General features: G+C 50.9%; 16 protein-coding genes and 2 pseudogenes. 13 read left to right on the top strand and 5 right to left on the bottom strand.

From position 1 onward, the window contains the following. Window positions 1-111 precede the first annotated feature (111 nt). Window positions 112-2187 carry a serine hydrolase domain-containing protein gene (locus PXY01_RS17010; RefSeq protein WP_127571463.1) on the top strand — a complete coding sequence of 692 codons (2076 nt, stop codon included), beginning with the start codon at window positions 112-114 and terminating at the stop codon, window positions 2185-2187. A gap of 89 nt (window positions 2188-2276) precedes the next feature. Here the strand turns inward: PXY01_RS17010 and PXY01_RS17005 are convergent, their stop codons facing one another. Beyond that, window positions 2277-2888: a TetR/AcrR family transcriptional regulator gene (locus tag PXY01_RS17005; protein WP_127571461.1), complete on the bottom strand. Its 612-nt coding sequence runs from the start codon at window positions 2886-2888 to the stop codon at window positions 2277-2279. A 247-nt stretch (window positions 2889-3135) separates the two neighbouring features. Between PXY01_RS17005 and PXY01_RS17000 the strand changes: the two genes are divergently transcribed. The 5 genes from PXY01_RS17000 to PXY01_RS16980 all read left to right on the top strand — a co-directional run bounded on the left by PXY01_RS17000 (window position 3136) and on the right by PXY01_RS16980 (window position 10271). Then, window positions 3136-4596 carry a 4-hydroxyphenylacetate 3-hydroxylase family protein gene (locus tag PXY01_RS17000; protein ID WP_127571459.1) on the top strand — a complete coding sequence of 487 codons (1461 nt, stop codon included), beginning with the start codon at window positions 3136-3138 and terminating at the stop codon, window positions 4594-4596. A 94-nt stretch (window positions 4597-4690) separates the two neighbouring features. Further along, window positions 4691-5851 carry an FMNH2-dependent alkanesulfonate monooxygenase gene (gene ssuD, locus PXY01_RS16995; protein WP_127571457.1) on the top strand — a complete coding sequence of 387 codons (1161 nt, stop codon included), beginning with the start codon at window positions 4691-4693 and terminating at the stop codon, window positions 5849-5851. Between the two features lie 74 nt (window positions 5852-5925). Continuing rightward, window positions 5926-6999, top strand: coding sequence for a dimethylsulfone monooxygenase SfnG (gene sfnG / locus PXY01_RS16990; protein ID WP_127571455.1), 1074 nt, complete (start codon window positions 5926-5928; stop codon window positions 6997-6999). Between the two features lie 175 nt (window positions 7000-7174). Beyond that, entirely contained in the window at window positions 7175-9112 is a 1938-nt protein-coding gene (locus tag PXY01_RS16985; RefSeq protein WP_164744474.1) for an AAA family ATPase, read from the top strand. Then, window positions 9099-10271: a hypothetical protein gene (locus PXY01_RS16980; RefSeq protein WP_127571451.1), complete on the top strand. Its 1173-nt coding sequence runs from the start codon at window positions 9099-9101 to the stop codon at window positions 10269-10271. Before PXY01_RS16985 ends, PXY01_RS16980 begins: the two co-directional genes overlap by 14 nt. Window positions 10272-10312: 41 nt before the next feature. Here PXY01_RS16980 and PXY01_RS16975 read toward each other — a convergent pair whose 3' ends face one another. Beyond that, window positions 10313-11071, bottom strand: a complete 759-nt coding sequence (locus PXY01_RS16975; RefSeq protein WP_127571449.1) for a CAP domain-containing protein — start codon at window positions 11069-11071, stop codon at window positions 10313-10315. A gap of 168 nt (window positions 11072-11239) precedes the next feature. On the opposite strand from PXY01_RS16975, the gene PXY01_RS16970 reads away from it, so the two are divergent. Together PXY01_RS16970 and PXY01_RS16965 are read left to right on the top strand one after the other, a co-directional pair. After that, a complete protein-coding gene (locus PXY01_RS16970; RefSeq protein ID WP_127571447.1) occupies window positions 11240-12283 on the top strand; it encodes a lactonase family protein in 1044 nt (347 codons plus the stop codon). A 126-nt stretch (window positions 12284-12409) separates the two neighbouring features. Beyond that, entirely contained in the window at window positions 12410-13360 is a 951-nt protein-coding gene (locus tag PXY01_RS16965; protein WP_127571445.1) for a CapA family protein, read from the top strand. Between the two features lie 172 nt (window positions 13361-13532). On the opposite strand, the gene PXY01_RS16960 is transcribed toward PXY01_RS16965, so the two are convergent. Together PXY01_RS16960 and PXY01_RS16955 are read right to left on the bottom strand one after the other, a co-directional pair. After that, a complete protein-coding gene (locus PXY01_RS16960) occupies window positions 13533-15056 on the bottom strand; it encodes a sensor histidine kinase (RefSeq protein ID WP_127571443.1) in 1524 nt (507 codons plus the stop codon). Then, a complete protein-coding gene (locus PXY01_RS16955; RefSeq protein WP_127571441.1) occupies window positions 15053-15739 on the bottom strand; it encodes a response regulator transcription factor in 687 nt (228 codons plus the stop codon). The genes PXY01_RS16960 and PXY01_RS16955 overlap by 4 nt, the downstream gene beginning before the upstream one ends. A gap of 408 nt (window positions 15740-16147) precedes the next feature. Here PXY01_RS16955 and PXY01_RS16950 point away from each other — a divergent pair, with 408 nt between their 5' ends. From PXY01_RS16950 to PXY01_RS23355, 5 genes and pseudogenes are all read left to right on the top strand, one after another. Then, window positions 16148-19858, top strand: a complete 3711-nt coding sequence (locus PXY01_RS16950) for a fibronectin type III domain-containing protein (protein WP_164744473.1) — start codon at window positions 16148-16150, stop codon at window positions 19856-19858. Window positions 19859-19882: 24 nt separating this feature from the next. Next, the gene (locus PXY01_RS16945; RefSeq protein WP_127571437.1) at window positions 19883-21016 is read left to right on the top strand and encodes a vWA domain-containing protein; all 1134 of its coding nucleotides are present in this window, start codon (window positions 19883-19885) and stop codon (window positions 21014-21016) included. Window positions 21017-21507: 491 nt separating this feature from the next. Then, window positions 21508-21924, top strand: a pseudogene (locus PXY01_RS16940) (polymorphic toxin-type HINT domain-containing protein); the annotation flags it as partial. Window positions 21925-22230: 306 nt separating this feature from the next. Continuing rightward, window positions 22231-22584, top strand: coding sequence for a histidine kinase (locus tag PXY01_RS16935; RefSeq protein WP_127571435.1), 354 nt, complete (start codon window positions 22231-22233; stop codon window positions 22582-22584). A 788-nt stretch (window positions 22585-23372) separates the two neighbouring features. Then, a complete protein-coding gene (locus tag PXY01_RS23355) occupies window positions 23373-23666 on the top strand; it encodes a DUF2247 family protein (protein WP_127571433.1) in 294 nt (97 codons plus the stop codon). 240 nt (window positions 23667-23906) lie between these two features. Here the strand turns inward: PXY01_RS23355 and PXY01_RS16925 are convergent. Continuing rightward, window positions 23907-24599 (bottom strand): annotated as a pseudogene (locus PXY01_RS16925) (IS3 family transposase); the annotation flags it as partial.

Here is a 24599-nt window from a genome sequence, read left to right as displayed (position 1 = left end):
TACCTAGACTAAAGGCGGGAGCTATTTTCGTTCCGGGGACGGTTCATCAACTTCACTGTATTTACTACCATTAAGTGGTACATAGACCTAATCGTAGTGAGGAGTGAGACGATGAGAAACAATAAACGATCCCGTCTAAGGACGACGAAAATTACACTCGCGGCCATTACAGCAAGCGCACTACTGCTTGTTCCGGCAGTCGTCAGCGCGGAAGCCGCGCTTGCTGCTGGCCAGACTTCAACATCCATGCGGTCGCAGCTTACTGTACAAGATAACGCTCTGGCAGCGGCTGCAGCTCCGTCCTCTGCCGACGCTTTCGATCCTGCGGAGGTGCGCTCGTTCGTGGACAGCTATTTCGCGAAGCCAGAGGTAGCAAGTAAGCTTGCTGGCGCGCTCGTTGTCATCGTGAAGGATGGACAAGTACTGCTCAATCAAGGCTATGGGTACGCAGATATCGCAGCCAAGAAGCCGATCGATCCGGAAACGACGCTGTTTCGGATGGCCTCCATAACGAAGGCCGTCACTGCGACTGCGGCTATGCAGCTTGCTGAGCAAGGGAAGCTCGATCTGCATCAGGATGTAGCTGCCTATATGCCGGATATTCGGATCAAGAATGATACCGGTACTCCGGTGACCGTCGAGCATTTTCTTACCCATACAGCTGGCTTCGACTATACGGACGCAAGTGGACAAGGCGAAGAAATTGGGCTCGAGGATTATTTGAAGCAAAATGAACCGACGGTTGTGTACAAGCCCGGTGAAGCTTACCGTTATGACAATCTCGGCTACACGATGCTCGGTTATATCGTTCAGAACGTATCCGGCGAGCCGTTCGAGCAGTATGTGGACCGCCATATTTTTGCTCCGCTTGGGATGAAGCACACGACGATGCTGGTGAATGGACAGACTGCGGCACAGCTTGCAACCGGGTACACATTCGATCAGGAGCCGTATCCGGTCTATCCGAACGTACCGACGATCGCGCCGGAGGGCGGAATGCTGTCTACCGGTGCAGATATGGCCAATTTTATTATCGCGCATTTGAATGGCGGGAAGCTGGGCGACGCCCGCATTCTGGAGGAGAAGACGGAGAAGCTGATGCAGCAGACCCATTACGAGGCAGCGCCAGGCATCCCGATCATGTCTTATGGCTTCGAGACGTTTCTCCATCAAGTGCATAACGGACAATTCGTTATCGGTAAAGGCGGAGATCTGGCGGGTTATCATTCCTGGATGTGGCTGCTTCCGGAGCAGCAGGTCGGCGGAATGGTTATTGTGAACAGTGATGCCAGCGCAAGCGTGAGGGAAGATTTTTTTGCCGCATTCATGAATCACTATTATCCGGCAAAGCCTGAGACGAAGCCTTCTATTGCGCTTACGAGCGATGAACTAGCCCGATTTACGGGGATTTACCGCAATTTGAGAACCCCGCTGTTCGCATCGCAAGTAGAGGTGCAAGACGGCATACTGACCGTGCGCGACAGCTATGGTACTCATACCTTAAGACCGGTCGGTTCTCTGGTGTTCGAGGATGAGAATGGCGCCGCGGCAGTCTTCAAAGCGGATGAGGATGGGGATATCAAGTATCTCTATTACAACATGCCGGACAGTCTGTCGGAGAAGATGGGGACGCCGGGTGTCTACGATGATTTGGCAGCAGACAGCCCTTATGCGGCTTCGATTTACTTCCTGCGCGCACTTGAAGTATTCGACGATGCAGGCAAGAGCTTGTTCCAGCCGCAATCGGCCGTTACGAGAGCCGATTTCGTCAGCATGATCGCTAGACTTTCCGGCATGAAGCTGTCGAATAATCCGGTCGTCTTCGCTGATTTGCAAGGGCATCCGCAGGCGGCATTGGTTCAGACGATTACCGAGCTTGGCATACTGAACGGAACGCCAGGCATGATGTTCGAGCCAGACCGCGCAATTACGCGCCAAGAGGCGGCATCGATTATATGGCGCATCGCGCACGATGTGCTCGGTGCGCCGGCGCTTCAGGCGAAGCTGAGCACATCGCCGTCTCCGTGGGCGAACGAGGCCGTCCAGTTCGTCGTCGCAGCCGGCTTGTATGGACCAGAGGTGCAGGTTGATGCCAGCGGCGCTGCTGATTATATGCCGGGCAATACGCTTCTGCGGCAGGAGGCGGCTGTATTGCTCGCCAAGCTGATCGAGAATTTGATGATCTAATCGAAGGAAAGCCGGCATCACCGTCATCCGTAAGCGGATGAGGATGGTGCCGGCTTATTCGCGTTTGTATTTGGAAGTATGGTGAGAGTCTATGACTGCGCGGAGACAGCCCCCATCGCTGGAAAAACGCCGAGCACGGCAAGCCGTGTCAGCTGAAGTCCCATATGATCAGGAGAGTACACCCGTTCGTTCGTCAGCCATTTGTCCAGCATCCCGGCTGTTGAGAAGCTGACATAATCGAGCAGGAGCTCCAGCGGAACCTGCAGCTGCTGATCCAGTCCAAGCTTGGAGATGCGAACGAAGAAGCTGTCTTTGATCAGGGTGGTCAGCATCGATCGGAACTGCCCGTTGGGGTAACGGGTTAACATTAACGAATAGAAGCGGTGCTGCTCCATCACATGCTGGAAAAGAGTTGTAAAGATTGGATCGGCGGAATCGCGGCTGGGCGTTGTTGTCGAAGCAGCAGCATCGTAGAGCAGCGTCTTCAGCACATCCAGCTTCTCCGAGACGAGCTGGCTGAGCAGGTCATCCTTATCAATAAAATGAGCATAGAACGTCGACCGGTTAATATCCGCTTGCTCCGCGATGTCTGTAATGCTGATTTCGTCGTACGTTTTTTGTTGCAAAATTTCCATCAATGCGTCTGCTATCATCGACCGCGTGCGCGCGACACGTCGGTCTTTTCCCCGATTGTCACTCATCGAATCCCTCCTCAGTATCCGACATCATGATCGTTGTTGTTGGTTATCCAACAGACTCCTAACAGCCACTTGTTCATAGATTGTTGGTTATTCGCTAGATTGCGAACATAACTGGTCGAAGTGTCGGATAACCGCCAAAGTAAAAAATATTGATTGTTGATATAAATTGGATATGAGCTATCATAATCTACATAGCAGACAAAATCAATCGGATTAATTTAGATTATAAGTGTGGAGGTAGAACAGCATGAGCTCAAGGGGAGAACGATTCAAGGCAAGCTTAGACGACGGGCGCAGCGTATGGCTGGAAGGCAAACCGATCAAGAGCGTATCCGAACATGCCGAGTTTCAAGGGACATTGAATACGATCAGCGGTTTGTTCAACATGCTGGACGATCCGCAGGAACGCGATAAAGTAGGATTTTACGTACCCGAGACCGGCAAATACGCGCACAGTTCCTTCCTCGTGCCGTACTCGCCGGAGGAGCTGGCGCAGCGCAGCCGCTCGTTCGCCCATTGGTCCTCGGCGACGAACGGGATGATGAGCCGGTTGTCCGACTATGCGCGGTCAATGGTAACCGGCTGGTATGCGGCAAGACATCAGCTGCGTGAGCTTGACCCGCAGTTCACGGATAAAATATCCGCTTATTACGAGCAGGCAAGGGATAACGATTTATTCCTGACGACGGCAATCATCGACCCGCAGATCGACCGCTCGAGCGGACTTGATGATAAGCGGATAGCTGAACGATTCCTGCATGTCGTTCGCGAGACCTCGGAGGGCATCATCGTCCGGGGAGCCAAAATGATCGCGACAGGAGCTCCTTATACGCATGATTTTGTTATTTTTTCTTTCCTGCAGTTTCAGTCCGAGCACCGCAAGCATGCCCATGTGCTGATCGTGCCGGCTAATTCGCCGGGACTGCACATCGTCTGCCGTGAGTCGTTCCAGCATCCGAACGAGAGAAATCATCCGCTCAGTTCGCGTTATGACGAGATGGATGCCGTGCTGTTCTTCGACGATGTGCTTATTCCGTGGGAGCGGGTGCTGCTGTATGGTGATGCCGACAAGGTGCTCAAGCTTAGAGCGAACAAGACGGCTAACGGGCTGGCGTTCCATCAGAATGTCGTTCGTTTCGTAGCGAAGCTCGAATTTATTACTGGCGTCACCTTCGCGGTGGCGGAGGCGATCGGCGTAACCGGTTTCCTGCATATTCAAGAGAAGCTTGGCGAGCTGCTGACGCAGATCGACGTGATTAAGGCACTCGTCATTGCAGCCGAGACGCAGGCGAAGGCTGACGCGTCGGGTGTGCTGGTGCCGGATCTGCAGTACGTCGAGACGGCGCGCAGCCTCGGTACGAAATATTATCCGAGGGCGGTCGAAATATTGCAGCAGGTCGGCGCAGGCGGCTTCGTCCAGACGCCTTCGGATACCGAAGATTTCTACGGACCGATCTCGAAGTTGATGCATCTGTATTTCGAAGGGGCAGCTGTCAGCGCAGAGAAGAAGGTCGAGCTGTTCAAGCTCGCCTGGGATCTGATCGGCAGTCCGCTGGGGGCGCGGCACCTGCTGTATGAGAAATTTTATGCAGGTGATCCGATTCGGGGACTCGCGGCCCATTATAACCGGTTCGATCAGGCCTCGCTGACCGACCCGATCTGGAAGCTGCTGAAGGAGAACAGCAAAGGTAAACCGGCTCCGCTCTAATCGAGCGTTAAGCGAATAGAAGATTGCGCATGATCCATCGAACGTTAACTAACAAATATTAATCAAACGTTAAGCATAGGGAGGCTGAACAAATATGGAACTATTCTGGTTTATTCCAACACACGGCGACGGACGTTATCTAGGTACGAGCGAAGGAGCTAGGGCGGTATCGCATCACTATTGCAAGCAAATCGCGCAGGCAGCCGATGAGCTTGGCTTCGAAGGCGTGCTGCTGCCAACGGGCAAATCGTGCGAGGATTCGTGGATCGTAGCTTCATCGCTGATCCCGGTCACAGAGCGGCTGAAATTTCTCGTTGCAGCCCGTCCAGGCTTGATGCTGCCGACGACGGCGGCCCGCATGGCGGCGACGCTCGATCGGTTCTCCGGCGGTCGGCTGCTGATTAACGTCGTAGCGGGAGGCGATCCGGTCGAGCTGGAGGGCGATGGCTTATTCCTCGGACATGATGAGCGGTATGAGCTAACCGACGAATTTCTTACGATCTGGCGTAAGGAGCTGGAAGGCGGCGATCCGGTCGACTTTGAAGGCAAATATTTGAAGGTGCGCGGAGGTACAGTGTTGTATCCGACGATTCAGAAGCCGTATCCGCCACTCTACTTCGGCGGCTCGTCCGATGCGGCGATGGAGGTCGCTGCCGATCATGTCGATGTGTACTTGACATGGGGTGAGCCTCCGGCGGCAGTCGAACGCAAAATTAAGCAAATGCGCGAGCTCGCTGAAAGCCGCGGCCGGAAGATGAAGTTCGGCATTCGGCTGCATGTCATCGTCCGTCCGACAGAGGAGGAGGCTTGGCGCGCGGCCGACAGCCTGATCGAGCATTTGGACGAGGAGACGATTGCGTCTGCTCAGCAAGTATATGCTCGTATGGATTCGGTTGGTCAGCAGCGGATGTCCAGCCTGCATAATGGAGACCGCTCCAAGCTGGTCGTCAGCCCGAACCTATGGGCGGGCATCGGATTAGTAAGAGGCGGCGCGGGCACGGCGCTCGTCGGCGATCCGGATCAGGTGGCGGCGAGAATTCGGGAATATGAAGCGCTTGGCATCGAGACGTTCATTTTGTCCGGCTATCCTCATCTGGAGGAAGCGTATCGGACAGCAGAGCTGCTGTTTCCGAAGCTCGGGTACAGCGGCAGCAAGCGCGAGGAGGACCGCGCGTTCATTAGTCCGTTCGGTGAAGTCATTGCGAACAATCTGGTACCGGAGCATCGCGTGAAAGAGAAAGTAAGCGCAAAGTAACAAATGTATCACATGGCCGACTAGTCAACTAAAGGCCCCATTGGATTTATACATTCAATAATGAGGTGAAAGCCATGTCATTGAAATTTGCTTATTGGGTGCCGAACGTCAGCGGCGGCCTGGTCATATCGAAAATTCCGCAGCGTACCGGATGGTCCTTCCAGGAAAATGCCAAATATGCGAAGCTGGCCGAGGAGGTCGGCTTCGAATACGCGCTGCTGCAGACACGGTTCATCGCCAGCTATGGCGCAGAGAATCAGCTGGAGGCGATCGGCTTGGCGTCCGCTCTCGCTGCCGTGACGAACAAGCTGAACCTTATCGCCGCTGTGCTGCCGGGGCTGTGGCATCCGGGTACGATTGCGAAAGCGATCACCACGCTCGATCATATTAGCCAAGGGCGTGCCGCGATTAATATCGTCAGCGGCTGGTTCAAGGGCGAGTTTCACGGGTTCGGCGAGCCGTGGCTCGATCATAACGAGCGATACCGCCGCTCGGAGGAATTTATTCGAGTGCTGAAGCAGCTGTGGACAGAAGAAGAAACGAATTTCCGCGGCGACTTCTACCGCATTAACGCCGCACCGCACAAGCCGAAGCCGGTTTCAGTTCCGCCTGTATTCCAAGGCGGCAACTCGGCAGCTGCGCGCGAGATGGCGGCGCGGGTGTCCGATTGGTATTTCATGAACGGCAATACGGTTGACGGCTTCCGCGCGCAGATCGAAGAGGTCAGCAAGCTCGCGGCCGATCAAGGGCGCAAGCTGAAGTTCGGCGCGAACGCCTTCGTCATCGTACGGGATACGGAGGAGGAAGCGCGGCAGGTGCTCCGAGACATTATTCACTATGCCGACCCGGAAGCGGTCGAAGGGTTCCGCAGCCAAGTCCAGTTCGCGGGCAAAGCGTCGCCGGAGCGTGAGGGCATGTGGGCGAATTCGAACTACGAGGATCTCGTTCAATACAATGACGGCTTCAAGACAGGCTTGATCGGCACGGCTGAGCAGGTCGCGGACCGCATTATCGAGCTGAAACGGATCGGCGTCGATCTGATCTTAACCGGATTCCTTCATTATGAAGAGGATTTGAAAGCGTTCGGCGAGAAGGTTATTCCGCTCGTTCGCGAGAAAGAAGCGGCTCTGACCGTTGCCGCACGATAAGCAATAATATCAGATTATAAGAGCCTCCTGCAGCTGCGGGAGGCTCTTGCTGTCTAGATGCTCATGTTATTGCCTGAGCTTACAGTCGTATGCTACAGTTGAGAATATATTGTAAATTATTACATTAATAACGGATTGCTGACGACGAATGAATTTGAAGCATGAGGAGAAACCAATGAACCCGCAGCTTGTCTATTTGTATATCCATGATATAGGTCGATGCTTTTACAGTCAGGAGTTCAGCTTCACGAACGATTTTAACATTACCTACACTCCTGGAGATAAGGTGAAGTCCGCCCGTTTGCATATCGAGCGGCTTCGGAATCCTTATCGGAACTTATGGGGACCGAATATATCTACCATTAATATGATCGTCGGCAAGAACGGTGCAGGCAAGACGACGTTGCTCGATCTGTTCGGCTCTCAAAAAATGCGCCGCGATCAGCTGTTCGAGAATGCCTCCTGGTTCGCGCTTTATTATTTGGGGGACGCAAGCTTTGTAGTGGAAGGCAATGATCGGGAGCTGATCAGCTTTATTACCGATCTCCCACAATTTACGAGTCAAGAATTCAGCCTTACCTTCCATTACCATTACGAGAAGCAGACAGCCGAATACCAGGACTATATCCAGTTCGTAAAGCACACCAACGGCAAGAAAAAATACAGTCTAAGAGAGCAGCTCGTCTCGCTCTACATGCCTAAGCAATCAGACCGTCGCTGGTATACGAGTCCTGTATATCAGGATACGGACGATTTGTCTGTAAGCTATCAGCGAATTTATATAACGAAGCCGCTGTACGCGCATCTGTATCGGTTTATGGCCAGCGAATTTAAGCTTCTGGAGCAGGTATTCACCATCGGAGAAGCCGTATGCGAGGTCAAGCTGGCAAGCAGCTTGTTCCCTGGCTTTGCAGCTCGGCAGGAGCTGCGTCGGCTGTTCGATCTCCGGCTCTATTGGAAGCCGGAAGAGATTCTCTATTTTAACGAGCGGGACACAAGAATTCATATCTACGACGATTTAGAGGAACGATCATCAGACGACGGCATATCGGAGAAGCAAAAGTTTATTATTGTTTTTCTAGAGGCGGTCATCATTGATTTATGGCTTAATCGTGCACAGCAGCTGTTGAACCAAGATGAGCAGAATGCTTGCAAGACTAGAATTGAGAACATCGTTCCGTTATCCGATAAGACTGCCTACCTGTTAGAAGTGATCCATGAGATTTGCCGCACTTTGGAGCCTGAATGGATGAAGCGGTTAGAAGCGACGATCCATCCGGATTTTTATGGATTAGCGGTAAATGCATTAATGAGGGCAAACGAAGCGCATTTTGTATCTTCTACGGAGATTCGCGCCTACGCGTGGGCAAGCTTCGATCAAGGCCTTTATGAGCTGTTGGCGCTGTTTGAACGAGAAGATTCGAGCAGCCGCAGCTTAGTGGAGATTACGATCCGGAATTTAAGCGCAGGGGAGCTTGAGTTTATTCACGGCTTTGCCGGACTTCATGCCGCCGTGCAGCTCGGCTTTAATCATCCCGAGGTTGATACGGTGCTGCTGCTGCTCGATGAGCCGGACGCCTCATTTCATCCGGAATGGTCTAGAAGGTACGTTTATTATTTGACGGAGTTTATTAGCCTCGCGAAATTCGACCGGCCGATTCAATTTCAAATTGTGCTGACGACGCATTCTCCGTTCATGGTCTCTGACATTCCGAGCGAGCATATTACCTGCATTGACGTGAAGGAGAAAGAAGGACGGCTGGAGCGGATCGTGAAGAAAGCGGACTTCGGACTGATGAGTAATTTCTACGATATTATAAAGAAAGATTTCTTCATTGAATCGCCGATCGGACAGTTCGCGGCGAACTTATTCAATAATCTGCTTACTGAGATTAATGAGTGGACGACTTACGATCCTGAAGCAATCGAACGTGTGAGCGGCATTATTGATTCGATTGGGGAGGACATCATCCGTTCCAAGCTGCAGGAGCATATGCGCGCCAAAGTGCGAACGTTCACAGAGCATTCAGAACTGCAAGCACGAATCCGGGAGATGGAGAAGGAGCTGGAACGATTAAAGAGACAAGCCGAGGGCCGTTATGATCCAAATTAATCCGCAATTATTAGCGCAAGTGGCCCCCTATTATTGGAATGAAATGAAAGCAGGGCTGAAGTTACGGTATGCAGCTGCTTCTGGCTCAGGAGCTCCTGTTCAAGTGTTCACGATTCATAGGGCGACGGAGCTGTTCGAGAATGGAGGCGGTCAGCTGGATGAAGCGTTCGTCGAGCAGCTTATTGCCGGGGATTTGCATCACTTAATAAGCAGGAATCCTATCATCGAGAATTATTGGAAGACAGGCCTGCTTGTCCATTATAGCTCGTTTCAGGTGAATCGGGAGCTGGAGCGGCTGGGGAGACCGAGGAACAGGCTTCATCAGCAGCAGTACAGAGTGGAATTCGTCGACCGTTTCCGAAATCCGTGGGTTGAGCCGTATATCCAACAATATCGGGATTACGCTCAATCGAACGAGAAGTTTAAAGCTTTCATCACCGGAGTGAGCCAAGCTCTGGATCAATTGAACGAAAGCATAAAAGCAATCGTCAGTTACGAGAGGGATCTGCCGGACGAGCTTCGACACGAGCTGCTGCACCGAATGGGGACCGACGTCTGCCCTTACTGTAACCGGCAATTTATAACGTACTATTGGAAAAATAAAAAGCAGAGATATCACACGACGGCGGATTTGGACCACTTCTATCCGAAATCCCAATTTCCGTTGTTCTCATTGTCGCTATATAATTTTGTCCCTTCGTGTCAAATATGTAATTCCAGATTCAAGCTCGACAAAGGCGTAGAGCTGTTATATCCGTATGAAGAAGGCTTTGAGGCGGATGCTTATTTCAAGGTCAATTACAACTCCGGCTCTACAATCGGTTCAATCTTGGGAGATAATACGAGCTTCAATATCGAAATTGTCCTGACGGCATCAGGCAGTAAGCGTGAACGAATTCAGAACAACATCGAGACGTTCGAGCTAACGAGCGTATATCAAAGTCATAAGGACTACGCGCGGGAGCTGCTGTATAAGCGGAAGAAATATGCCGACCTGCTGAAAGCGGATTTGAAAAAACTGTTCGAAGATGCTGGTACAGGACTTACGCTTACCGATCGGGAAATCGCGCTCTTCCAATATGGTTTCTCCATGGAGCCGGAAGAATTCAGCCGAAGGCCATTATCTAAATTCGCGTATGATATTGTGCATCGCAATTAACATCACACAGGAGGACGACAGATCGTCCTCCTGTTTTATTGTTAGCCGGTAAACTCCTGCACCCAGGCGTTGTTGTAGAAGCCGACGCCAAGCTTCGTGTAGCCGCTGTTCAGAATGTTGGCGCGGTGGCCGGAGCTGTTCATCCAGTCGTTCATGACCTGCTGAGCGGTCTTCTGCCCCTTCGCGATGTTCTCTCCTGCCGTCCGGTACGAAATGCCGAATTTCTTCATCATATCGAACGGCGAGCCGTATGTCGGAGAGTTGTGGGAGAAATAATTGTTATTGATCATATCTTTAGCTTTCACGAGCGCCATGTTCGACAATGCATTATCGAGCGTCAATGCGTTAAGACCGTTATTCTTACGCTGCGCGTTGACTAGATCGAGCACCTGCTTCGCCTGAGTCGATGGAGCTCCCGTTCCCGTCGTATCGCCGCCTCCTGTTGGAGTAGATGGAGTGGTTGGCGTTGATGGCGTCGAAGGCTGCGACGGCGTAGACGGCGTGGCCGGATTTGACGGATTGGTCGTCGGGTATTGAGGGACCACCCGGAATCCGGCAGGCAGCTTAATGTTGTCCCAGTTGAAATTGCCGGCGTTGCCCCCAATGACGATCCAACGCTGCGTCGTATTAGGCGTAGATTGTGCCGTGAAATTTTCTTTCGTCGATTTTGCAGAAATTTTGCCATAATTCATTTGCTTCACGCCATGGTCGCCATTATTACCATTGTTGTCGTTGTTTCCGGCTCCGCAGCCTGTAAGCAGAGCAGCGAGGACGACGGCTGTGGCTACAACCTTCTTCATGCTGTTGACAGCACCCCTTTTCTTATGAGATACAAATAATTTTTCCTTCAAGGACGGCCATTATGCTGTGAGATGATGTACGTAAAGGGTGAGAATGGCTGTTGGAGGTTGACTAAGGCGGAGTACACAAGTATGCTGGCAGAAAACGACTGAAGGAGAGGCGGCATCATGCAGCATATGAATAAGGTCTTATTATGGGCAGGCTCATATAATACAGCGAATAATAACGGCATTCGTGCTCTTGCGTTCGATACCGAAACGGGCATACTAAGCGAAGGTGAAGGTCTGACGTGTGTAGACAATCCTTCGTTTCTGGCTTATGTGAAGGAAGCGGACAGGCTATTCGCCGTCAGCGAGACGTCCAATGGAGCGATCGTTGCTTTCGGCCGTGAGGGCGAAGCGTTGGCGGAAACAAATCGGCAGTCCTCTAATGGTGATGATCCTTGCCATTTGACGATTGATGAGTCGGGCCAATGGCTGCTGCTCGTCAATTACAGCGGCGGTCCGGTAAGCGTCTACCCGATTGCCAAGGATGGCTCGATCGGCCCGGCTTCAGATACGATCAAGCATGAAGGAAGCAGCGTCAATCCGAATCGTCAAGAGTGCTCGCATCCCCATTCGATCTATGCGGTTCCTGGAACAGCACTCTATCTGGTGAACGATCTTGGCACGGATACGATCTATACCTATCGGCTGGATCGGAAGGAGGGCAAGCTTGCGCTGCTGCACGAGACGAAGGCTGCGCCAGGCGCTGGTCCGCGTCATCTTGCGTTCCATCCGACGCTGTCGCTTGTCTATGTAATTGAGGAATTGTCGAATACGATTTCGGTGTACGAGCTTGACCGTGCAGAAGGTCTATTAACCCATCGTCAGACAGTACCTGCACTGCCTGCTGATTTCGACGGCTTCAATCTATGTGCAGAAATTGCGGTATCGGAGGATGGCCGTTACGTATATGGTTCGAATCGGGGCCACGACAGCATCGTCTCATTTCGCGTTGGCGAAGAGGGTCTGCTGGAGCTGATCGGGCATACGCCGTCAGGCGGCAAGGCGCCGCGTCACTTCCTGCTCGTGCCGGGCGGCCGCTGGCTGCTTACGGCGAATCAAGATTCAGATCGCATTGCTGTTCTGTCCATTGGGGAGGACGGTTATCCAGCACTGACGGAACAAGGCTATGATATGGTTAAGCCTGTATGTATTCGGCTTCGTTAAGCTTAGGGCATAGACTTGGTGAAACGGATCGGATCGTCTTCCTTGCTTGAATGCCTACGCATGTCTTGTGCGGTGTGAATATGGTATAGCACTTCATAAGATAAGCAGGAGGCAGGAGGCGATCCTTTGGCTTCGATTACGATTGCCGCAGTCGGCGATCTATTAATGAAAGGCCGGATAATCGAATCGGCTCGCCGCGCAGGCTCGAAGAGCTACGACTTCGATCCGCTGTTCGCAGCCGTGAAACCGTATCTTCGCAGCCCCGATCTAACGATCGGCAACCTGGAGACGACGTTCTCCGGCCCGCCGGGGCCGTCCGGCAAATATGAGCTGCGCAAAGCGCATACCGGCTGGCCGTCATTTAACTGTCCCGACTCCTTCGCCGGCACGCTGAAGCGGCTTGGCTTCGATCTGTTGACTACGGCGAACAATCATTGCGTAGACCGCGGCGCCGCAGGCTTAAAACGGACGCTCCAAATATTGGATCAGTATGGTCTGCGCCATACCGGCACTTCCCGTACGCTGGCAGAGTCAAGACGATACACGGTCATTCCGGTGAAAGGCATTCGAGTTGGTATTCTGTCGTATACGACGGGGACGAATCGCAATCCGGTGGCGCAGCCATATCTCGTCAACAAAATCCGTCTTCCCCGAATCGCCGCTGACGTTAGAGCGCTCAAGAAGCGGGCGGATATCATAATCGCCTGCCTGCATTTCGGCGTGGAATATAAGCGGACGCCAAGCGCGAAGCAGCGTAGAATTGTACAGGCGCTGTTCCGTTACGGAGTTAACGCGGTGATTGGCGCCCATCCTCACGTTCTGCAGCCGATTACATTCGGTAAGGTGAAGGACGCAAGCGGAATCGTGAAGCATCGGGTGGCGGCTTATTCGCTGGGCAATTTTATATCGACCAAGCTGTATAACAATGAGCATACGGTTCGCGGCCTTATTTTACGAATGAAAGTGACAAAGGACAGCAGCGGAAAAACCGACATTACGAGCATCTCCCGAATCCATACAAGAGTGAAGCGAAGCCGCGTGAATGGGAGAGCGGTGTATCGGGTCGTACCGAGTTAGAAGGCGGGAACGTACGGCCTCCCGTTCGAACGCATCGCTCGTAGACTCCGACAACGGACGAAAGGCTGCACGGAGTGCATAAATTCTACTCTTTAACCTCGTCCGAGAAGAAATGGCGGTACAAGGACTACCTTGACACCGCCATTTCTTTTTTATGTTTCATCCAACTAAGCTAACTGCCGCTTATCGGCAGCGTAAACGTGAAGGTCGAGCCAGCGCCGAGCGTGCTGTCGACGAAGATGGAGCCGCCATGTGCCTCGACGATTGAGCGAGAGATCGACAGCCCGAGCCCGGAGCCGCCGAGCTTGCGGGTGCGCGAGACGTCGCTCCGATAGAACCGATTGAATACGTGCGGCAGATGGTCTGCTGCAATGCCGCTGCCGTTATCGCGGATGGAGACGGCTGCCCGCCCCCCTGTGGAATAGACCGACACATCAATTTCGCCAAGCTGCGGATCGGTATGCTGCACCGCATTGTGGAACAGATTTAGAATGACTTGCTTGATTTTATCTGCGTCACAGACCGCTTGAATGTTCGGCTCCACATCGAATCGGACGAGCCTGCTCTCCGCGAGCATGTGCAAATGTGGCTCCATCTCTTCCATCAGTCGATCCAACCGAGCTGTCGTTAGCTGCAGCTGCGGCGCACGGTCCAGCTTAGCCAGCGTTAGCAGGTCCTCGACGAGCTTCTTAATTCTCGTTGACTCGCCGTGCATGCTGTTCAGCGCCATATAGAGCTGTTCCGGTCGTTCCGCCGCGCCGCGAAGCAGCACCTCGATAAAGCCGTGAATAGATGTCAGCGGCGTGCGCAGCTCATGGGAGGCATCTGCGATAAACTGGCGCATCTGCTCCTTCGCTTCCCGCTCGGATTGGAACGACCGTTCCAGCCGTTCGAGCATGCCATTGAACGAATCAGCGAGCCGGTCGATTTCGAGCTGACCTTGTTCGACCGGAGACCGTTCGTTCAAGCTGCCGGCGTCGATACGCTCTACCGTTTCTACCATTTTGTTCAGCGGACGAAGCGTTCTTTTGAGAATGGGCAAATAGAGTAGAAGACCGCCTGCCAGCGCAAGAATGGACAGTATACCGAAGATGAGTAACTGGCTGAGCAGCTGTTCCTTGAGCGGCCTCGTCGTCTGCCCGAGCTGGATCATTTCCTCTGAGTCGGGAGTCAGCTTCAGAAATACGAGCAGCTGCTCGGTCCCGTCGCTGGAGGCGGCCACCTCATAGCGCGGTTGCCCGTTGTTCGAACGAATCTCATCATACTTAGCCTTGGTCAACTGCGGCGGCGTGACGCCTCTATCCGCTGTTACGTCGATGAAGGAGTCGGTTCTTACGATAGCAAGCGATTTGTTCTGCATGAACAGGAACGAGTTATCGGGCGGCTTGCTCACGTAGCTTTCGTCCATTCCGCTTCCTGCAGCTCCGGCAGCACGACCTTCTCTCGGATAGGGCCTCGTCGCTCCGCCGAATGGTCCGCCGCGGTCGAACAGCTCGTGCGGCACATTGCGCAGCTCCGCCATCATCGAATTTGCCTGATTACGATAGAGGAAATCTCTCATAATGACATATTGAAACGTACCGATCAGCAAGAGTAGGGCGGCTAGAACGATAAGCGATCTGGCGAGCAGCTGAGACCGGAGTGAGTGCGGAGACAGGAGCAGCTTCAGCCTCGCAGTGAACGATGACCACCTCATGGCAGATCGATCCGGTATCCGGCGCCGCGCAGCGTTCGAATCAGCTTATGCTCCTTGTCTCGGAGCTTGTCCCGCAGCGAGCGGACGTATACCTCAACGATATTTTCTTCCCCGCCGAAATCGTACCCCCACACCTTGTCCAGAATCGTCGATTTGCTCAGCACAATGCCGTGATTGGCAATCATATATTTCAGCAGCTCATACTCGGTTGGGGACAGCTCCAGCGGCTCGCCCTCGTACGAAATTTCTTTGCGGCGGTCGTCGACGCGGAACGGGCCGACCGTCACCTCTCCGAACAGCATCGGGAACTGATTGCGCAGTCTAGCCCGGATACGGGCAAGCAGCTCCTCGAAGCTGAACGGCTTTATAAGGTAGTCGTCGGCGCCGAGCGTCAATCCTTTCACTCGGTCTTCCACCTCATCCTTGGCGGTCAGCATAATGACAGCGATCTCGCTGCCGCTCTTCTTCAGCATCCGGCACGTCTCGAAGCCGTCCATGCCTGGCATCATCACATCGAGAATAACGACATGCGGCATAAACTGCTGCGCCACGTTAATCGCCGTCATACCGTCAGGCGCAGTCCGCACCTCGAAGCCCTCGTTCACTAATCCTAACTCAAGAAATTGCACAATATGAGGCTCGTCGTCGACGAGCAATATTTTGATGCCGGGTATCGGCTTCATAGACGTCCCTCCATTCAACGAATGCGACATGTACGTTTTGCAGTTCGTTCTACAGCCCTATTATAGCCTTTATTGGCGAAGTACAGGCTGAAGCTTTGCTGAATGCGGGGGGGATGAGAGTTGATATGTTATGTTAAACACAAGAGTGACTTTTGTACTATTTTGACGAAATGAGGAGAAATCTATCGAAACGTTAGAGAATCACAATATTAACATAGAATGAATTTTTTGTGTCTAATGGATTTTGTCTTAGTCCATTTGACCTGTTCGTGGCTGAGTGTGACGATCTTCTTTCCCTAACGGACAATGACTTTCATAGTTCAGTCGAGCCATTGGTAATGACCGCCTTATGGAGAAGGGATGGGTTGATCAGCCTACATTTTGTACAGACAGGAGATGGGTTTACGAATGAAGAGAGGCTTTAGAGAGTATGCTCGACTGATAAGCTTGATCCTCTCGTTGATCCTCGCTTGGCCGAGTGTTGATGCCGCTTATGCATCCGGTTCAGCGGCCATTAGCGGTGCGGGGGGCAACTCAGCTGTGCCGCAAACGTTAGCGCCGCGTATTCCGAGCTCGCCGGTCATCAGTATTCCTTCGGAGCAGAATTTGATGGCAGGTAATCATGTGTTAATTTCGGGAGCGCAAAAAAATGAGCATCAAGCGATTGCAAGCTATTCACTTCCCGGGTTAGGAGCGGAAATTCATCGTTACATGCAAGCAGAGCTTGCAGCGCTGGAGCAGCAATGGCAAACCTATCGGCATGATGCTATCGACTGCAGCCACTGTGATGCAACGGGTATAACAAATGCGATCCAGACCAGTACGTCAACGGTAACGTACATAAAGGCTGGACAATTGAATCTGGACTATTCCGTTACGTTCGGTTCTCCAGATAAGCCTGTCGTTGTTGAGACGAGCGGGATTAACACGAACCGAAAGCTGACGCTGACTGTCTACGGTACGCTGATCGTTAACGGCGGTCTGAATGCGAATCAGGGAGCTGAAATATTTGTACGAGGCTTGAATCAGTCGGATCTAGGCGTCGGCTCTGACTTGAGAGTGACGGGAACGATTCATCTCAATAATGATTCGACAGTTCAAGTGGACGGAAATCTGGTCGCGGGCAGCTTGATATATAACAACGGTCAGTTAAATGTATCAGCGGACCGGATGATCGTCGAGAACAGTCTGCACATTAATACGAAGGTCGATATGACGGTACGTGAGGAAATGCTCCTCGGGGAGCTTGTATCGAATAACGAAACGGCCAATATTCGGATTTCGGATGGTGACCTGTTTATTCACGGCGACGTCCATGTCAACAACCACCTGAATATTGAGACTGGCGGCGTATGGGAGATGGGGGGGGACCTGACATCCAACTCGAAGCCGACCGTACGTACTGGAGCAGGCGGTATGGGACATACGAAGCTCAAATATTCGTTGTCAGGATTGAAGGCTGAATATTTTGAAGAGCGTGATTTGAATGGCAATTCAACAACGCTGTTGGATCCAACCATTGATCTCAGAAATAAATTTCCAGTCACATCAACAGGCTTAACCGACGGCGGCTATTCGGTTCGCTGGAGCGGACAAGTCGAAGTGTACAGCTCAGGTATGTATACGTTCGCCGCGTCAGTGCGAGGCGGCGTCCGGCTGTGGATTGACGGAGTTAAGCTGATCGACAACTGGACCGCGTCGGGCGATATTCGGGAGGAGGGCAAGATCGAGCTGGAAGGCGGCAGACGTTACGACATTCGGATGGAGTACGTCGGAAGCAGCAATCAGCCGAGAGCGAATTTGTCTTGGTCCAGCCCGACGATCAGCGAGGAGACGGTGCCATCACCGCAGCTGATTCCTTTGGCGCAGCCGACCTTGACGCCGCTGCCTTCTGACTCCGACATGACGCTAGTCTGGACGGAAGCTTTCAACGCGAACGGTTATGAGCTGGAGCTTGACGGCAAGATCGTTGCGCTTGGCGCGCTGACGCAGTACGTTCACGGTCCGCTGGAGTCTGGAAGCGTTCACCGCTACCGGGTACGCGCGAACAGCGGGTCGCTGCGCGGAGATTGGTCTGTTCTGCACGAGGTATGGACGCTCCCTGGTGTTCCCGGTCCGATAAGACTACAGTCGACGAGCGATTCGATCGTACTGGATTGGGACCCGGTCCGTGGCGCGGTGTTCTACGAGATCGAGGCAGATAATTCGATTATCGATAACGGAGCGGCCGTCACTTACACCGAGTCGAACCTTAATCCGAATTTGCAGCGGTCTTTCCGCGTTCGGGCGGTTAACAGCAGCGGTCCAGGCAAATGGAGTGAAGTTGTCGCCAAGGCGACTCTGCCAGGTGTACCTGGCGCGCTTAAAGCAGTTGCGACCGATGTATCCGTATCCGTCTCGTGGGACCCGGTATCCGGTGCGAAATGGTACGAGCTGGAGATCGACGGGACGATAGAGCGTGTGACGACAAGCACCTATCTGCACGAGAAATTAGCACCGAATACGGAGCACAGCTACCGGGTGCGTGCGGGCAACGATGAAGGTACGAGTCTATGGAGCGATGCTGTGACGACGACGACGCTTCCATCAGTGCCGGAGGGACTTCAAGCCGTTGTCGATATGAACAGCATTCAAGTGAGCTGGAGACTCGTTCCAGGTGCAACAGGATATGATATCGAAGCTGACGGCGTTGTGATCGATAATGGGACGAGCACGACGTACATCGCGCAAGGATTGGAATCGAATACGGAGCATTCGTATCGTGTTCGTGCCAAGAACGGAAGCATTACGAGCGGCTGGAGTGCGCTGCTGACGAGAACGACACTGTCGAATGTCCCGGTCAATCTGCGTACTGCATCATCCGGAACGTCGGTGACGTTGACTTGGGACCCTGTACCGGGAGCATCCGGTTATGAGGTCGAAGCGGACGGCGTCGTCTACAGCACCGGACTGGAGCTGTTGTTCGAGCATACTGGACTGAAACCGAATACGGAGCATCATTATCGCGTTCGGGCGATCAACGCCGGCGGGACGGGAATGTGGAGCGATTGGGTTACGGCCGTAACGGAGTTAGCTAAGGTGGAGAACGTTTCTCTAGCCCCGACGGCCACGTCCATCATCGTAAGCTGGGACGCTGTGCCGGGAGCTGCATCATATGAGGTCGCTGCAGATGGCGTAGTTATCGAGGTTGTAGGCACAACGAGCTGGGAGCATACCGATTTAACACCATCGACGGTGCATGTGTACCGTGTACGGGCGAAGAGCGGCAGCCTTACGGGACAATGGAGCCAGGCGGTGACGGGGACTACGATGCTGGGCGTGCCTGTGTTCACGAACGTTTATGCCTCCAGCCAGTTCATTCATCTAGGCTGGGAAGCTGTTGAAGGCGCGGACAGCTATGAAATCGAGATAGACGGCCAGATCGTACCGACAGGCTTAGGCACCGAGTATATGCACGCGGGGCTTGCGCCGAACACCTATCATACTTATCGCGTCCGAGCGCTGAACGGCTCGACTGCCGGCAACTGGAGTGCGCTAATTAGGGAAATCACATTGCCGGAGATTTTGACCTTCAAGACGGTTAAGGCCACATCAGATTCGATCGCGTTGACCTGGACGGAAGCGGCATCAGGATATTTTTACGATCTGGAGGTCGACGGAGAGATTGTGCCGGGTCTGACGACCAACAGTTATATTCATAAGTCGCTTGAGCCGAACACGATTCATACCTATCGAGTACGTGCACGATCGGGAATCAGCGGAGCAGGCGTCTGGTCAATGCTGCTCGAGAAGAAAACAGCTTCTGCCATGGTCGCGAATCCGGGTAAGGACAATATGTTTAACTTCGTTGTCGTGGCTCCGCCGACAGTTGGCGTGGTTGACCGGACGATTACTGTAACGTATGACCCTGATGCGCTGGAAGTGCTGGATCTTAGCGCGGTAACGCCGGACGTTGAGCTATCAGCAGGGCCGATCGTGAAGGCGGGCATGACGATTACGTCGTTCAAGCCGGGCGAAATCATAATTGTGGTACACAATCCGAACAAGACGTTCGTGAATGGCATTCGTCTGCTGGCTAAGACGAACGATCAGACGAAAATCACCTATACCGTGGAATAGGTTGGCGACAAAGGAGTGGGGTTATTGAAACGGTTTGTCTCGTTTTTGATTTGTATTGCTGTCATCGTTTCATCCGTGATGTTAAATCCGTCGCCGGCGCTTGCGAAAAGCAGCGTCGATATCGTGTTCATTATCGACCGTTCGGAAAGCATGGATTCGTCGATTAACGCGGTTAAAAATAACGTCAACCATTTCGCTGACCTGCTTGCCGCAAGAGGTGTGTCCTATCGGCTCGGATTGGTATCTTATGAATATATTCCAATAAGATACGATCTGACCAGCGATGTGAACACGTTCAAAAATCAGGTTGGACAAATCTATACGGAAGGCGGAATAGAGAACGGTCTAGATGCAATTATGGATGCCGCGCAAAATTATCCGTTCGATGTTAATGCCTCCAAGTATTTTATCTTGATCGGCGACGAGAACATCTATAGCGCGCGAGGCCATACGGATGCCAGTGTTATTCAATATTTGAAGGACAATCGGATCACGATGACCGTTATCGGTACAAGCGGAATTCAATCGCAATTGATCAATTTCACTAACCAGACTGGCGGTCAATATTTGGACCTATATACCGATTTCAGTACGTCCCTGACGAGTATTTTCGATCAGATCCAACGGATTCCGACGCTGGAAATTATATCGCCGACAGCAGGACAGACGGTAAGCAAACTAAAAACGTTCATCCCATCTGCCAAAGTAACCGATCCGGATAGTGATACCCTGCATCTGGCCTACTACATTGATGGGGAAGCACTGCCGCGAGATACGAAGAGTGTCACGAATACGACGATCGCATCGGATAAATATCTGAGTGTAGAAGCACAGGCCAAAATTATCGCTTTAACGGGTGCATATTATAAAGCCACATCTTCCGAAGAAAGAAAAGCAATTCAACAATTGGCTGAAGATGTGCGACAAGCAGAAAAAACGAATAATGCCCGGGGTAAGCAGACTGATACCGTAACTCCACTTATTGCGTTCCAAGACGACATATATGCAGCGGTTGACAAAGGTGTAAAAGCACGGGGCTATATGAATGAGGCGGAGTGGAACAAGATAACGACCAGCGTCGGCATCAAAACGGAGAGAGTAGATAGTAAAATCGATTACACGTACGGCAATACGTCCATACGTCCACCAAGACCGTAACGACAATTGGACGGACCGAAATTGCGGTGAACTCGAGTTATACGAATACGAATCCGGCAACTAAAGCAATCGTGAATACGGCCTCGGCTAGCCTAGGGATCTCCTACAAGCTATCGGAAGAAGATAAGAGGTTCTTTCTTAACTTAAACGAGTGGGGAAATCTGTCCGTAGAACAGCATGTCTTAATGCTGGAGTACTTGGATCAGAACAAAGGAAAGATTACAAAGGAACAGCTTGCATTTGTGGACATTCCGAAAGCTAGTATCGACGGCATTGAAATGACCTATCATTTTAGTCATGTAGTGAAGATGACTTTTACCGAAGCTGAGCTGATGTATCAGCAGGAAATTGTTGATCCACAACGGCTACAGGCAGCAGGTCTCTCAGCGCTAGGGAAGCCAGGCACGAGTCGATTGCCTGGAAAGCAAGTTGCTCAATCTACCAATGTGAAAATTGATCCGAAGAAAGATAAGAAAACAGGCGCTTCAAACGGATGCAATTGCTTCACGGCTGGAACGAAGGTTCTAACAGACGAAGGGGAGAAACCTATCGAGGAAATCGAGGTAGGGGATAGGGTTCTTGCTAAATCTGATGAAACCGGAGAAGTGGCATATAAAGAAGTCGTGGGGCTGTTCCAAAAACAGGCTGACGAAATTTACTATGTCCACCTCGGCGATGAAATCATCGAAGTTACAGGTGAGCATCCATTCTGGCTCGATGGCAAGGGATGGACGCTTGTTAAAGACCTGAAAGTTGGCGACTTGCTTGTTTCGAGCGATGGTTCTAAACTGGCGATAGATAAGATTGAGAAAGAGCCACGTGAAGCAACGGTTTATAACTTTGAGGTTGCAGACTTTAGTTCGTATTTTGTATCTAACCTTGGTATTTGGGTTCACAATTGTGAAGTTGCAACTAAGAATAACTATCGTAAATTATTTGTGAAATCAAACCCAGGAATGCCAAGTAATTATCAGGTGCATCATACTCTACCTCAAAAGTATGAATCTATTATGAAAGATGCAGGTATCAATATTCATGAAACACAGTATTTACGAGGAGTTGACCCATCTATACATTCTAAGATAACTACTGCATGGACAAAATGGGAAAAATCATTGGGAAGAACACCGACGGCACGAGAGATACAGGATTTTGCGAAAGAAATAGATAAACAGTATGGTCAATATTGGTATAATCCATAAGGAGGTATTGCTTTGGAGAGACAAAAGATATTGTTTGAGCATTTGAAAGCTATAAAAGATTATTGGACAAGTCAGGCAACAAACAGTCTAAACCCAATAACGGATTTGATTTGGACAGAAAATGAATCAGAAATGAGATTATTGCAAGAGAAACTATCATCTACTCAAGACCAAGAAGCATTTCGGAAAGTGCAAGATGAAGTTATTAGGGGAGTAATTCATTCCATACTTGTTATGTTAGATGGTGGGGATGCTCTTGCAGACAAAATAAAACTTAATCTCGTTGATGAAAATTCTAAGGAATCATTAAACGAAGATATAGCTTTACATGAGGAATTTGTAAGCTACCTTATTGATGTTGAGTAATTGTACTACATTTCATCCTTTGACCTTGGGGTGTAATCCCCAAGGTCTTTTTTATCCCCTACCCAGTTCCGAATCAAACGGGCGGTTTTATCATAAGGAACCTAATCCACATCTCTCCCGTATGACATTCCTCTAAAATGTTTGTACGCACATAAATGCTTGAAAATTATATTCTAAATAATAGGGAGGCTTTTACGTTGAGCAGGTCGATAATGGTCAGATAACACCATGATTGACCTGTTTTTTGTTATCTTCGTTTTTTCCCGGTTTTTCAAATATTTTGTAACTGTAAAATATCCTGCTTCGATAGAGAAGGTGAAGGAAGTTGCAACTTCTTGAGTAGGTTTCACGACAACTAGAAGTATAAGTACTGATATCAAATTGTATCATTGTCTGCAACTTATTTTGAGGTTGCAGCAATGGATAGGGTGTAACGATAATCTGTTGACGAGCAGTTGATATATACAGGTAACGGGTAAACCCCTTAATATTTGAGTCGTAGTCACTTAAACTAACGAAATCTTACTCTTACTGATTTTTTCACACTTTAACTACTTTAGCTTGTACTTGTTTCAGAGCTACCGCTTGTCGAAATTGCTTCGGAGCTAGATCTTACAGACTTCCGTGTATTCGTCGTTGTTGTAGAAACGAATGTAGTTTGTAACGATCTCGTAAGCTTCCTGGTAGCTGATGAACTCATGCCTCTGAAACATTAACTTTCCAGCAGTTTCAAGCACATGGAATTCTTGTGGTGATGGCGTTTAGGAGTTGATCACTTTGGATGATGAATGGGTTGTTTTCCAATCCATATGCTCTGCTTGGTTCATCCAACGGTAAAGCATCTTTGGATCTATCTGATGGCGGCGCGCTACTTGTACAGCATTTTCGACAAATTTCCAGACCCTCTTGAAATGGTCGAAGCTATTTATGCTGATTTCGATTATCCTGAGGAAATATCTAATTTTGTCCGATATATGCCAGTTCAACAACCCATATCTAATTCGATAGAAACGAATGTTCAGAGTCTCTACAAAAACTGGGAAATGTTTTTGAAGGAAGAAAAGATGAAATACTCTAAGTAAGGTTCAGAAGGAATGAGTATTTTATTCAATGTGACCTTGGGGGCGGCAATCCTCAAGGTCTTTCTTTTACCCCCCCACCCAGTGCCGAATGAATCGGGCGGCAAGTCTCGAAAGAACTTAACCCTCACTACCCCTGTATAAATATTCACCTAATATGACTGTACGCACATAAATGCTTGAATTTTATAACCTATTTAACGGTTCGGCGTTACATCTAACAAGTTCATTATGGTCAGATTGTCGTAGGTCACCTTTAACGGTTGCAAAGGCACGGGTAATCAGAGCAGCGTCCTTGTTCGGACCTGCACTATGACCAATGATCTCCCGATTAAACAGATCTACTAGCACACAAAGGTAATGCCAGCGGTTCTGGACATTCACATATGTTAAATCACTGACGACGAAGCGTTTCGCTTCCGTTTGATCAAACTCCCTTTTTAGAACATTTGCTGTTGTCGCTTCGTTATATGATGATTTATGAGGCTTATATTGTGCCACTGTGTAAGTGGAGACGAGCCCTTGTTCTTTCATGATGCGGCCAATGCGTCGTCTGGAAACGATGAGTCCGCGTTCGTGTAGCTTCACTTTGATCTTGCGCGTACCGTATGCCTTGCGATTCTTGTGGAAAATCTCCGCAATCGCTGCGGTTAATTCATCTTCCTTTGCTCGTTCTTTCGCTTCATAGTAGAACGTACTTCTTGCAATTTGCAGGACGTCGCACATTGCTGATACCGAGTATTTATCACGATTATTCTTTATGATAGCTACTTTCGTCCCATGATCAGCGCGGCTTGCTTTAAAATATCTACCTCCATTTTCAGACGCTGGTTCTCTTTTCGCAAGGCAATCAGTTCCTCTTCTTCTGATGAACGATTGTCCTTTTCCTTGAAAGAACCGGTTGCCTGTGCTTGCTTGATCCAGCGGTCTAGGGCA

The organism is Paenibacillus xylaniclasticus, from assembly GCF_004001065.1.
Lineage (GTDB): Bacteria > Bacillota > Bacilli > Paenibacillales > Paenibacillaceae > Paenibacillus_T > Paenibacillus_T xylaniclasticus.
Note: the sequence above shows the minus strand (reverse complement) of the source record. Positions and strands in the feature narration are given on the sequence as shown.

Excerpts from the sequence above, each read along its gene's own strand:
- PXY01_RS17010 (WP_127571463.1), top strand. The coding sequence starts at position 112 with ATGAGAAACAATAAACGATCCCGTCTAAGGACGACGAAAATTACACTC.
- PXY01_RS17005 (WP_127571461.1), bottom strand. The coding sequence starts at position 2,888 with ATGAGTGACAATCGGGGAAAAGACCGACGTGTCGCGCGCACGCGGTCG.
- PXY01_RS17000 (WP_127571459.1), top strand. The coding sequence starts at position 3,136 with ATGAGCTCAAGGGGAGAACGATTCAAGGCAAGCTTAGACGACGGGCGC.
- ssuD (WP_127571457.1), top strand. The coding sequence starts at position 4,691 with ATGGAACTATTCTGGTTTATTCCAACACACGGCGACGGACGTTATCTA.
- sfnG (WP_127571455.1), top strand. The coding sequence starts at position 5,926 with ATGTCATTGAAATTTGCTTATTGGGTGCCGAACGTCAGCGGCGGCCTG.
- PXY01_RS16985 (WP_164744474.1), top strand. The coding sequence starts at position 7,175 with ATGAACCCGCAGCTTGTCTATTTGTATATCCATGATATAGGTCGATGC.
- PXY01_RS16980 (WP_127571451.1), top strand. The coding sequence starts at position 9,099 with ATGATCCAAATTAATCCGCAATTATTAGCGCAAGTGGCCCCCTATTAT.
- PXY01_RS16975 (WP_127571449.1), bottom strand. The coding sequence starts at position 11,071 with ATGAAGAAGGTTGTAGCCACAGCCGTCGTCCTCGCTGCTCTGCTTACA.
- PXY01_RS16970 (WP_127571447.1), top strand. The coding sequence starts at position 11,240 with ATGCAGCATATGAATAAGGTCTTATTATGGGCAGGCTCATATAATACA.
- PXY01_RS16960 (WP_127571443.1), bottom strand. The coding sequence starts at position 15,056 with ATGAGGTGGTCATCGTTCACTGCGAGGCTGAAGCTGCTCCTGTCTCCG.
- PXY01_RS16955 (WP_127571441.1), bottom strand. The coding sequence starts at position 15,739 with ATGAAGCCGATACCCGGCATCAAAATATTGCTCGTCGACGACGAGCCT.
- PXY01_RS16950 (WP_164744473.1), top strand. The coding sequence starts at position 16,148 with ATGAAGAGAGGCTTTAGAGAGTATGCTCGACTGATAAGCTTGATCCTC.
- PXY01_RS23355 (WP_127571433.1), top strand. The coding sequence starts at position 23,373 with ATGGGTTGTTTTCCAATCCATATGCTCTGCTTGGTTCATCCAACGGTA.